General features: G+C 53.5%; 14 protein-coding genes. 7 read left to right on the plus strand and 7 right to left on the minus strand.

What is annotated here, in order from left to right; all coding sequences use genetic code 11:
- Window positions 1–56 precede the first annotated feature (56 nt).
- Window positions 57–434 carry a class II SORL domain-containing protein gene (locus ACZ47H_RS05525; RefSeq protein ID WP_464932697.1) on the plus strand — a complete coding sequence of 126 codons (378 nt, stop codon included), beginning with the start codon at window positions 57–59 and terminating at the stop codon, window positions 432–434.
- An 8-nt stretch (window positions 435–442) separates the two neighbouring features.
- Here ACZ47H_RS05525 and ACZ47H_RS05530 read toward each other — a convergent pair whose 3' ends face one another.
- The 3 genes from ACZ47H_RS05530 to ACZ47H_RS05540 are packed head-to-tail and all read right to left on the minus strand — an operon-like array spanning window position 443 to window position 4434.
- A complete protein-coding gene (locus ACZ47H_RS05530; RefSeq protein ID WP_464932698.1) occupies window positions 443–946 on the minus strand; it encodes a small multi-drug export protein in 504 nt (167 codons plus the stop codon).
- On the minus strand, window positions 927–1574 hold the full coding sequence (locus ACZ47H_RS05535) for a hypothetical protein (RefSeq protein WP_464932699.1): 648 nt from the start codon (window positions 1572–1574) through the stop codon (window positions 927–929). The genes ACZ47H_RS05530 and ACZ47H_RS05535 overlap by 20 nt, the downstream gene beginning before the upstream one ends.
- A gap of 31 nt (window positions 1575–1605) precedes the next feature.
- Window positions 1606–4434: a DEAD/DEAH box helicase gene (locus tag ACZ47H_RS05540; RefSeq protein WP_464932700.1), complete on the minus strand. Its 2829-nt coding sequence runs from the start codon at window positions 4432–4434 to the stop codon at window positions 1606–1608.
- Window positions 4435–4561: 127 nt separating this feature from the next.
- On the opposite strand from ACZ47H_RS05540, the gene ACZ47H_RS05545 reads away from it, so the two are divergent.
- From ACZ47H_RS05545 to ACZ47H_RS05555, 3 genes are all read left to right on the plus strand, one after another.
- A complete protein-coding gene (locus ACZ47H_RS05545) occupies window positions 4562–4804 on the plus strand; it encodes an eL24 family ribosomal protein (RefSeq protein WP_464932701.1) in 243 nt (80 codons plus the stop codon).
- Window positions 4805–4818: 14 nt separating this feature from the next.
- Window positions 4819–5541 (plus strand): molybdenum cofactor biosynthesis protein, encoded by a 723-nt coding sequence (locus tag ACZ47H_RS05550; RefSeq protein ID WP_464932702.1) that lies wholly within the window; start codon window positions 4819–4821, stop codon window positions 5539–5541.
- A gap of 86 nt (window positions 5542–5627) precedes the next feature.
- On the plus strand, window positions 5628–6974 hold the full coding sequence (locus ACZ47H_RS05555) for an acetyl ornithine aminotransferase family protein (protein ID WP_464932703.1): 1347 nt from the start codon (window positions 5628–5630) through the stop codon (window positions 6972–6974).
- A gap of 5 nt (window positions 6975–6979) precedes the next feature.
- On the opposite strand, the gene ACZ47H_RS05560 is transcribed toward ACZ47H_RS05555, so the two are convergent.
- Entirely contained in the window at window positions 6980–7195 is a 216-nt protein-coding gene (locus tag ACZ47H_RS05560; RefSeq protein WP_464932704.1) for a hypothetical protein, read from the minus strand.
- Window positions 7196–7364: 169 nt separating this feature from the next.
- Window positions 7365–7640, minus strand: coding sequence for an HTH domain-containing protein (locus ACZ47H_RS05565; RefSeq protein ID WP_464932705.1), 276 nt, complete (start codon window positions 7638–7640; stop codon window positions 7365–7367).
- A 77-nt stretch (window positions 7641–7717) separates the two neighbouring features.
- On the opposite strand from ACZ47H_RS05565, the gene ACZ47H_RS05570 reads away from it, so the two are divergent.
- Window positions 7718–8017, plus strand: a complete 300-nt coding sequence (locus ACZ47H_RS05570) for a hypothetical protein (RefSeq protein WP_464932706.1) — start codon at window positions 7718–7720, stop codon at window positions 8015–8017.
- A 7-nt stretch (window positions 8018–8024) separates the two neighbouring features.
- On the opposite strand, the gene ACZ47H_RS05575 is transcribed toward ACZ47H_RS05570, so the two are convergent.
- Window positions 8025–8966, minus strand: coding sequence for a carbohydrate kinase family protein (locus ACZ47H_RS05575; protein WP_464932707.1), 942 nt, complete (start codon window positions 8964–8966; stop codon window positions 8025–8027).
- A complete protein-coding gene (udp, locus tag ACZ47H_RS05580) occupies window positions 8894–9745 on the minus strand; it encodes a uridine phosphorylase (RefSeq protein ID WP_464932708.1) in 852 nt (283 codons plus the stop codon). Before udp ends, ACZ47H_RS05575 begins: the two co-directional genes overlap by 73 nt.
- A 79-nt stretch (window positions 9746–9824) precedes the next feature.
- On the opposite strand from udp, the gene ACZ47H_RS05585 reads away from it, so the two are divergent.
- A complete protein-coding gene (locus ACZ47H_RS05585) occupies window positions 9825–10046 on the plus strand; it encodes a hypothetical protein (protein ID WP_464932709.1) in 222 nt (73 codons plus the stop codon).
- Between the two features lie 89 nt (window positions 10047–10135).
- The gene (locus ACZ47H_RS05590; protein ID WP_464933956.1) at window positions 10136–11239 is read left to right on the plus strand and encodes a tyrosine--tRNA ligase; all 1104 of its coding nucleotides are present in this window, start codon (window positions 10136–10138) and stop codon (window positions 11237–11239) included.
- The last annotated feature ends 39 nt before the right edge of the window (window positions 11240–11278 follow it).

The following is an 11278-nucleotide window of genomic DNA, read 5'->3' on the forward strand; positions in this document are numbered from 1 at the left end:
ATATTGATGCTAACCTTTAACTCCCCCCTCAATCATATATTATATGGTGAACTAGCATGTCGAAGTTCGGAGACCTAATATACACTCCGGAAGAGGCTAGTGGACAGGCCATCTCCAAGGCTGAAACCCACACTCCCAAGATCGAGGCACCCGATACCGTTAAGAAGGGAGAACCCTTCACCGTAAAGATAACTGTCGGCCCACACGAGATGAAGACCCACCACTCGATAAGGTATGTCGAGCTATGGTTCTACGAGGAGGGCAGGCCCTTCAACCCGGTCAGGGTAGCCAAGATAGTCTGGGAGCCCGAGTACACGGTCGCCGAGGCCAGCGTGGCTGTAACCCTGCAGAAGAGCGGGACCCTCTACGCTATCAGCTACTGCAACCTCCACGGGCTCTGGGAGGCTAGGAAGGAGATAAAGGTAGTAGAGTAACCATCCCACTAAACCGCTAGCCCAATACTCAATCCTGTAATTAGGAGGCTCAAGCCGCCCCCGATTAGGAGGGCATAGAATAGTTTTTTCCCTCTAATCCCAAGTAGGAGTCCCGCTACCGCTCCAGTATAGACCCCCGTTAACGGTAGCGGTACTGCTACGAATAGTATGAGTCCTAGCCACCCGTACCTCTCAACCAGCCCTGACGCCTTACTCTTACTCCGCTCCTCCACCCATGTGACCAGCTTCTTAACTAAGCTTATACGGGAGAGGCGCCCGTTCTTTCCAGAATCCAGTATCTTATCGATCGTTGTTGTGAGGAGGATTGATAATATGAGGAGTGCGGCGATCGAGGATGCTAGGGCTTCGAAGAGGCTTGCCCCGTAGAGGGTTACTCCTATCACGACCCCGTACCTGGGCTCTACGACGGGTAGGAGGGATACTAGGAGCGTTGCTAATATAGGGTTAACTCCCTTCAGCCAGGCTGCTATGCTATAGGCGTCTACCGGCAACTCGTGACCCCCTAGGTGTTATCATCCTGTATAACGCCGCCGGCAGAGGGGATGCGAGCACTGTTGCTATTACAGCTACAAGGATTGATAGGATGGTAGTTGATGGTAGCGTGGTTGAGAATGCAGAGAATAGGAGGATGGCGTCTCCTATGATAACTGGTACCGGCGCTAGCCTGTGGAGTAATAGTAGTAGGCCTGCAAGCGCTAGGCCGGTAGCGGTAAGGGATGCTATGAGTAGTTCTAAACTACTAGCATGGTATGCTACCAGGATGGCTGCAAGGAGGAGTGCTGTAAAGGAGGCGGCCCTGGTCTTTAATGTATAGTTGTAGGCGACCCTCGCGGCCGCTAGGTCTCTTCTAAGGTCCTCCTCAAAGTTAAGCATCTCTTCTAGAACCAGCCACCTCTCATCAAAACTCGCTAAGCGCTTTACCGTCACAGAGTATTTCTCGTAGTTCCTCCAGCCCAGGCTTTTCTCCAGCCTTATCAGTTCCTCATAGCTCCCTGTTACCTCATCTAGCCTATCTCTGACATAGGCCCAGTCGGGGTCCTCGCGTGCTTTGAGAGAAGCCCTCGCGAGGGCCTTGTATAGGGGGGCTGCCTCATCGTAGACTCCTCGGCTCACTGCCAATCACGGGTCACCCTTGGAAGAGGGGTGTTGGCTAGTAATAGTATTTTCCTTCGATATACCTGGCCGCGTTTAAGAGTAGGTATTTGAGGGAGTCGGCTGGAACATAGTAGTGTACTACTACCACATCGTCCTTCCTATTCTCGCTGTAGGCGCTCATTATCTTTACATTGTATAGTTCGGAGGGGAGCATCTGCCTTATCCTCTCAAAATTATTCATCACGGTTTCCGGAGTCACTATGAGTTCTTTGGGCCTGTGTGCTGGGGAGGGTTTTATGTAGACTCTTAGGGGCTCCCGGACCCGGAAGGGCTTAAAGCTCGCCTCGAACTCTTCCATTCCTACTACTTCCTCCAGCGTTCTCAGCAGAGTCCACCTCCAGTCGTCCTCGTCGACATCTATGAAGCCTATTACCCTGTACTCTCCATAGTCTGGCTTCCTCATGTCCTTTATCTTAGCCTCTACCGTCTTCTCGGCTAGCTCCAGTATATCTGCTAGCTCGAAGACTGTGAGGGCCGAGCCTTCCAGCATCCTTGCTATCCTGCGGGCTAGGTCGGGCATCCAGGGCTTGATTGGAGGGACCCTTAGGATCTCTCTTGCTATCGGGGTGAGTCCTCCTCCCATCGGCGTCTCTACTTCTACCTCTCCAGCCTGGAGTCTTATGATGAACTCCCTCGCTGTGTCGATGTCCAGGTACTCTTCTATTATCTGTCTTTTAGCCTCATCTATTACTAGCTTGTCCTCTTCAGCATCTATTGAGCCTATCTTCCCGAAGGATAACTGTATGTCTCTCGCTATCTGGTGGAGGTAGGGGCTCTTGTCCAGCGCTACCCACACTAGTTCCTCCAGCTGGCTTGGATCGATCTCTAAGAGTATGTCTAGCGGGTTCACACCGGGAGCCTTCACGCTGAATCCCGAGAATGAAGCCCTATAGTATACGTTTAGGCCCAGCCTCTTCATCGCCTCGTGGAACACGATTAATCCTAGGACCTCGTTGGCCCCGCTACCTAGGAGCGAAGTTACTATGTGCTCGTCATTATACTGTTCATAGATGATCCTGGTGGGTGATGGTAGACCTATACCCCTCTTCTCGTACTCCCTGACCCATTCGGCTACTATTCCGCTCTCATGGGAGCCAACCCTAACTGTAGCGGGGATCCCATCTCTTAGTATCTCAGCCATAACTCTAGCGATCTGGGGGCTCCTCCTTGGCCCTTCACCCCTCCATAACGGGATCTCGGCGGGGGAATCGCTCGGCTCCACTTCTATCTTACCAGAGTTCTCGTCGATCCTCTTGATAAGCCAGCTCCCGCCCGCGAGCCTAATAGCATCGCCTGTTCTAAGATGCCTGTACACGAATACCGAGTCTATGTAGCCTATCACCTTATCATTGAACTTGACTACAAAGCTATCCCTCTCGTTTATCATGGAGAAGAACTCGCTGAAGTCTCTACTCCACCATGTCCTTGCTCCCTTGTCGCTCCTAAACCTCCAGATCTTGTAGAAGTTCGAGCCTAGCCTTATGCTTCCATCCTCCACTCTTATAGTGCCCAGCTTAGCCATGTATGAGATAAGCTCCTCGTATTCCTCGCGTGAGAGCTTGACGGCCGGGTTCCTAGTTATGATCTCGTATACTTCATCTATGCCAGCCTTCTTCTTCGATAAGAGAATACCCTGTATCTGCCTAGCTATAACGTCTAACGGAACCCTTCCTATCGTGGTATTCTCCACCTTCTCGTCAATTGCCAGTGCAGCCACTGCTATCGACTCTAATAGGTCGAGCGGCTCCGTCGCCGTGATCACTCCACGCGGGGTCCCTCCCCTAACATGGCCGCTCCTACCGATCCTCTGGAGTAGGCTTGCAACCCTCCCGGGCGACTTCACCTGTATTACCTTTGCTATCTTTCCAACGTCTATTCCGACCTCCAGGGTCTTAGTACACACTATTGCTGACAGCTCGCCCCTCCTAAGCCTCTCCTCAGCCTCCTCCCTCAGCTCCGCGGCAACGCTAGAGTGGTGAACGTATACATCATTGACTCCCAGCTCCTCGAGTGCTCCCTTGACCCTCTCCGCAACATACCTGCTGTTAACGAATATCAGAGAGGGCTTCTCAACCTCCTCCACGATCCTCTTGGCTGCCGCGAGCCAGGGATCACTGACACCATCTCCTCCAGCGTATACCACTGTGATCTCTGGCTTCTTCGAGGCTGGAGGCTTGACTATCCTCTTCCTCCTCCTGCTCGACCCGGATAGCAGTGTGATCGTCCACTCTGGGTCGCCCACGGTGGCCGATAATCCTATGACTTGGAAGTCGCTTCCTACCAGCTCCCTGAGTCTCTCAAGCTGGATCACGAACTGTGCGCCCCTCTTGCTCGCGAGGAGCTCGTGGACCTCGTCTACTATGACCCACCTCAGGTTGCTATAGCTCCTCCGGAACTTGGAGGCCCAGTCCAGGTCGATCTCGAGGCTCTCCGGCGTCGTGATTAGTATGTGGGGCTTCTCCCTCAACCTCCTATTACGCTCGGAGGAGCTGGTATCCCCGTGCTTCCTCGCCACTCTGAAGCCTAGCCTGTCAGCCCACCACTTAATCCTCACGTAGATGTCGTTGATCAACGCCTTCATGGGGGTGATGTAGAGTAGTGATACTGGCTTAGCCTGCGACTGGAGCATCATGGAGAGCACTGGTAGTAGAGCGGCCTCTGTCTTACCCTCGCCTGTAGGGGCTATGATTAATACATTATCCCCTTCGAGTATCGCGGGTAGAGCCGCCTCCTGGACCGGGGTGAGGCTACCCCAGCCTCGCTCGGCGATAAGCATGTTAACCCTCTGGTCCAGCACGTCGACCATTACGCTTTCTCTCGCCATGTCCCTGGCACCGTCCATCGATACGCTTCTCTATACACTCGTTGCCTAGCCGGTAACCTTCAACGAGAGAGGCGATCATGGCTTATTAATTTACCGCTCCCCACATACTCGGAGAGGGCTCAAAAGAATGGCCAAGAGGCTCTATGAGTGCGTGGTCTGCGGCAGGAAGTTCCCGGAGGGGCAAGGTATCGTGATAGCTAAGGGGGGCCTAGTCCTCCACTTCCATAGTAGCAGGTGCGCCGCCAAGTTTCTCAAGAGGCTGATAGAGAACGCCGACGACCAGTGCATCCTAAAGGCGGCTAGGGAGACCCTGAACGAGTTCCGGGAAGCTATAGAGGCTAAGAGAAAAGCCTCCAGGAAAGTTATATGATGTGGTGCATGGAGTTGAGGGTCCGCATAATCCTCTACAGTATACTACGTGACATGCATGGTGATAGAGAAGTCATCGTAGAATCTAATCGAGGAGATAGTGTGGGAGACTTAGTCGATAAAGCGATCGAGTCCAGCCGAGGGCTTGCCGAGGCCGTCGCCATTGTGGGTCGAGATAACCTTCTCATACTAGACTCTAGAGGCAGGAGAGTTGAGATCAACGATCCAGTCGACGATAACACCTACCACCTAATGCCACCCCCCGAAGGAGGCAACGTGCTCGTAAGGACCGGGATACTAGCTAGAGGGGAGAAGGTATCGCTTGAGGAGCTAGTCAGAGAGGCCTCCACAACCTCGAACAGCCTGGGGGGAGTAGCAGTCTTCATAGGAGTCGTGAGAGAGGAGAACTACTCGAAGAGGGTAGAGGCACTCATATACGAAGATGCCGGCAAGATAACCGAGGAAAAGCTAGAGAGAATCGCCAAGGATATTGCAGTGAAGCACGGGCTAACATACGTGGCGGCATACCACTACACGGGCAAGCTGAGGCCTGGAGACACCACTATGATCGTAGTGGTTGGAGGTAGGGGGAGGAGCGAGGTATTCCCCGCCCTGGCAGAGCTCGTAGAGAATATCAAGACGAACCTACCTATATGGAAGAAGGAGGTTTACTCCGACGGATCCTACAGCTACATACTAGGCGGTAAACCCTACTACCCCAAGAATCGTGGAACGTGACGGTATGAGAACGAGCTAAATCAGTATTGGATATCTCGAACCTATTATTAATCTCTCAAAAGAACCCCATCAACCGGTGGGATCCAGTGGTGTTTGATGCACCTAGAATAGTAGTGGAGCCTCCTGGTCCAAGGGCGAGGGAGATCATCGAGAAGGATCACCAGCTCATAATGCAGTCCTTCAGCCGATGGTATCCTCTAGTAGTTGAGGAGGCGGAGGGGGCACTAGTAAAGGATGTAGACGGAAACATCTACATCGACTTGAATAGTGGACTTGCAGTCGTTAACTCCGGCCACCGAAACAAGGAGGTTGTAGAAGCCATCAAGAAGCAGGTTGACAAGCTAATCCACTACTCTCTCACCGACTTCTACTATGAAGAGGCGGTGAAGGGAGCAGAAAAGCTCCTCTCTATATCTCCCGTGAGTGATGGGAAAGTATTCTACACCAACAGCGGTGCGGAGAGCATTGAGGGAGTCCTCAAGATCGCTAGAGGACACTTCCAGAACAGACGCCCCTACGTAATAGCATTCCTAGGCGCCTTCCATGGGAGGACCTATGGTGCTATGAGCCTCACAGCAAGCAAGCCCGTACAGAGGAAGGGCTTTTCCCCACTAGTGCCTGGGGTGATCCACGTACCATACCCCTACCCATACAGGTGCCCCTTCAAATCAGAGACCCCCGAAGAGTGCGGAGAAGCAGTGATAGGCTTCCTCGAAGAGTGGATCTTCGGTAAGATGGTCGACCCCACCGAGGTCTCACTCATAATAGCTGAGCCGATACAGGGTGAGGGGGGCTACATAGTACCACCAGACAACTTCTTCCCCAAGCTGAGGAAGCTGGCCGACGAGCACGGCATACTCCTCGCCAGCGACGAGGTCCAGGCTGGGTTTGCGAGGACAGGTAAATGGTTTGGCATAATGAACTGGGGCGTAGAGCCAGACCTTATAGCAACTGCTAAGGCCATCGCGAACGGCCTCCCGCTAGGCGCTGTGATCGGTAAGAGAGAGGTAATGGATCTCCCTAGAGGGAGCCATGCCAACACGTTCGGAGGCAACCCTGTAGCACTAGCAGCCATGAGCGCTGTAATAGACTTTATGAAAAAGAACAATATACCTGACAGGGTCGCGAGGCTGGGAGAGGAGGTGAAGAAGTACTTCAACGACCTCGCGTCTGAGGCAGAACTCATCGGCGACGTTAGGGGCAAGGGATTCATGATAGGAGTAGAGCTAGTGAAGGACAAGGATACCAAGGAGCCTGCTAAGAAGGAGCTGGCAGAGATCCTGACGAGGTCCTTCAAGAGAGGGGTGCTTGTGATCGCCGCCGGGCTCTCGACGATAAGGATAGCGCCCCCGTTAACGATAGAGGAAGAGCTGCTCTGGAAGGCCCTCGACATCTTGGGGTCGGTAATTAAGGAGGTCTCCCGAGAGAGCTAAGCCTCTCACTCACAGTACTCTGGCCTCACCCTGAATACCAGTTTTCTCCTCTCATAATCTGGCTCCTTAGAGACTACTCCCCTCCTATGGAGCTCGCTCAGAGCTTTCCTCACATCGATCATCTTCTCACCATTAATGTGATCAGCTATCTCTTGAACCGTGCATGCCCTGTTGCAGGAGCAGAGCACGCGTACCAGCTTTTCTAGTAGGTTCTCCTCCATATTCTCCACCGAGAATGCTACGAGTTCAGCGGTCGCGGGTTAAAGGGTTGATTGAATTGACGGAGGGATGCAGTAGGGGAGTGAGGCTCTTGGGCGTCTCCGCTATACTGGTGTCGTTGTTAAGCGTTGCTCTAAGCATCCTCGCATACGTGAGGCTTCATAGAGTCTTCTACCTGTTAATGACCCTTGTATGGGCTGTCCTCTCCTTCACGGCTATAAGGGTATATTCATCGCTACCCTGCCACGGAGGGAGCAGCTCGTAGGCTCTGTAACTGTATCTCCTCGCATAGCCCAGACTCTCCAGCCTGGCTAGAACCTTTCCAGCAGTCTTCTCTGAAACACCGAGCCTCCTGGCGATCTCGCTTACCGTTACATACCTCTTAGCCTTGTAGAGTTCAGCCGCGAGCTGCTCGAGGTCGATTGTCACCCTTATTAAGCCCTCCATAAGCACGTATCACCGTATCGGATAAAACACCTTTTAAGCGGAAGGGAGTCCACCCCGGAAGTATTGGTGTATGCGGTATGGTGAAGACCCTGACCCTCTATAAGAGGATCGTTGAGGAGCTGGGGCTCAGGCAGCTTGACGTCTACAGGGTTTCGGATGGCAAGGGAGGGTTAAAGGACGTTATAAGGATACTGGACCCCACAACCAACAAGGTGTTCACCATAGACCTTGGCAGGATAAGGGAGGCTGTAAAGCCCTTAGAGTTCCTAGAAGCACTTGTAAAAGCCTCCAGCGAGAACGGCGTCACGCTCCCGGAGCGTAAGGTAAACGAGCTCAGAGAGGCTTTCTCCCGCGAGGAAGCGAGTGAAGCCTCCTAGAAGTGGTTTACTCGGCAATCCCAATTATATCTTCGAGGCCTGGCATGTTGGAGCTCCCCCTGCGCAGCACCTTCGCGGCCCCCGCCGCTACAGCGAAGCGAAGAGACTCTTCAAGCCCGCAACCTATTAGCGTGCATGTGTTGAAGGCGGCGTCGAAGGCGTCGCCCGCGCCCGTAACGTCTACGGGCTCCGGGATCCTTGGAGGGTCAACCTCGTACACTCCTGTCCTCGAGTAGGCTTTAGCCCCGCCCCTTCCCTTCTTAACCACTACAGCATCTACCCCTCCAGCTAGGAAGTCTTCTATAGTCCGCCCAGTCCTCTCCGTGAGGGCCTGGATCTCCTTCTCGTTCGCGTAGAAGGTCTTGATTAGCCCGCTTTCCAGGGCCCGGATGATCTCGGTGGGCCTCCTATACACTTCTCCCCCGGGATCATAGGATACTAGGCGCCCTCTAACGGCTTCAGCTGCTTCTAGAACCACCCTCCCCCTCACACTGGCGAAGTGCACCACGTCCCCGAGGCTTGGAACCATGGAGCCCGTGAGGCCCTCATTAGCCCCTCTAACAGTAATCATAGTCCTAGAGGATCCGCTCGGCGACACTATAACGACCACGATCCCTGGAGGCTCGCCTTTAGCGACGTAGACGTATCCCGTGTTAACCCCCATCCTCCTTAGCTCCTCGAGTATGCCTAGGCGGACCAGGTCGTCCCCAGCCCTAGCTACTAGTATCGCTCGTTGACCAAGCCTAGCCACTGCCACGGCATAGTTTGTTGCAGCCCCACCGGGGCCTATCCATGCCCTCTTAGCAAAGCTCGTTGTATCCTCTCTCGGGTACGATTCCACCTCAACGCTTATGTCGATGTTAATATTCCCGACCGCTACGTGCGTCTTCCCCGCAGCAGCCCCGGATAGAATAGCTTGCTTCCACTCTCCTCCTTCAGAGCGTCCCACTCCGACAACACCCTTACAGCTTCATTGGCTACTCTAACGGTTTCATCCACGCCCCTACCGGGTATGAATTCGTCAGTTATTCTATTTGCTACCACTGCACAAGCGCATCCAGCGCGTGCACCGTAGATCGAGGAGACCGTCATTATGGCGCTCGCCTCCATCTCAAACCCAAGCACGCGAGCGTTGGCGAGCAATGGGATCAGCTGGGATGATGAGGACGTCATGTACCCCCTATACCCCGGCCTCCCCTGCCCAAGGTAGAAGCTGTCGGTACTAGCCACCAGTCCAACCCTATACTCTACACCCAGCGACTCAGCCGCCTCCACCAGCGCCATTATGACCTCGTAGTGAGCTGTGGCGGGATACTCTGGTATGACATACTGCCTGCTAGTTCCCTCCAGCCTCACAGCCCCCGAGCCTATCACAACAGTCCCTACGGGCAGATCGCTCCTGATCGCCCCCATAGTGCCAACCCGTATGAAGGTGTCGCTACCCACGCGAAGGAGCTCCTCTAACGCGATTACAGCGCTGGGAGACCCTATACCAGTGCTTGTAGCGGTAACAGGGACACCCCTATACCGGCCAGTGACAGTCTTGAACTCCCTGTGGTAGGCGACAAGCCTCTTCTCATCCCAGTAGCTGGAGATCAAGTCAACCCTCCCGGGATCACCGGGGAGGAGAACATAGCGGGCCACATCTCCCGGCGCGACCTCCAAGTGGTATTGTCTACCCGCCTGATCCACGGGGAGAGCGGCGCTCTTCAACCCATCACCAGCCAAAACTAGTCCACCACAACTATAAACTAGGTGGCACCTGGATAAATTCGGGTGGCGTTGCCAGCTGGAGGGTCCCTACAGGATGAGTGGCAAGAGAGGACTTACAGGGATAATTCTAGCCTTAACAGGCTTCATCCTAGCCGTACCCCTAGCCTACGCTGTTATCGTTGCGAGCGATGAGACCTTCATAAAAATACTGAAACTCCTTACACTAATCATCTTCGTAATCATAGGCTCCCTCCTCACCGCAACCGGCATAATAATCCTCTCTGGCTGGCCTAAGAGGGAGGAGGAAGTAGAGTAGGGAATAAGCCCTTTCCTCTCGTAGGCTCCTACAAAGCATAATTAAAGCAGATCCCTAGAATTCTCCCCGCGGGGCTGAAGCTGTTGACTATGAGCGTCGAGGATAGATTCAACCTGATAGTGAGGAACACCCAGGAAGTCGTCACTAGGGAGGAGTTATGGGAGAAGCTTGAAAGGGGAGAGAAGCTCAAGGGATACATTGGCTACGAACCGAGCGGCCTAGTACACATAGGATGGCTCATATGGATGTATAAGGTGAGGGATCTAGTTGAGGCTGGAGTAGACTTCACGATCCTGGAGGCTACATGGCACGCTCACATAAACGATAAGCTTGGCGGAGACCTCAACCTGATTAGGAGTTCTACCAAGATAGTTAGGGCTGTCCTCGAGGCTATAGGAGTAAGCCCTGGAATGGTGAAATACGTAGACGCCGAGGATCTGGCTTCGGATAAGGAGTACTGGGGCCTCCTCATCAGGGTCGCGAAGAAGAATACACTCCACCGTGTAAGGAGGGCCATGACGATCATGGGGAGGCGGGCGGAGGACGCCGAGATAGATGCTTCAAAACTACTCTACCCAATGATGCAGGTATCGGACATATACTATCTCGACCTGGATTTAGCGCTTGGCGGGATGGATCAGAGGAAGGCCCACATGCTGGCCAGGGATACAGCCGAGAAGCTCGGGGTCAAGAAGCCGATAGCAATACACACACCCATACTAACCGGGCTTAAGGGAGTAGGCAGGATGGACGTTGCCGGGAAGGATAAGGATGAGATCCTGGCAATGGTTAAAATGAGCAAAAGCAAGCCGGAATACACCATATTCGTTCATTACCCGCCGGAGAAGATAAGGGAGGTGGTGAGGAAAGCCTACTGCCCCCCGAGACAGGTCGAGTTCAACCCGATCATGGAGATCAACAAGTACCTTCTATTCCCACAGCCCGGCTTCCAGCTAGTAGTAGAGAGGCCCGCAAAGTATGGGGGGACAGTAGTCTACCCGAGCTACGAGGAGCTAGAGAAAGACTATATTGAAGGCAAACTCCACCCCGCAGACCTGAAGAAAGCTACTGCTGAAGCCCTGGTGAAGCTACTCGAGCCTATAAGGGAGAGGCTCCTCTCCGATAAAGAGACTAGGGAAACCATCATATCCATTGAGAGGTTCTATGGGTTAAACATAACCCCGGAATCCTAATCAATCCCCCTCGCAGCTGATATGGAAAGTATAGATAAA

The organism is Thermodiscus maritimus (genome assembly GCF_055382595.1).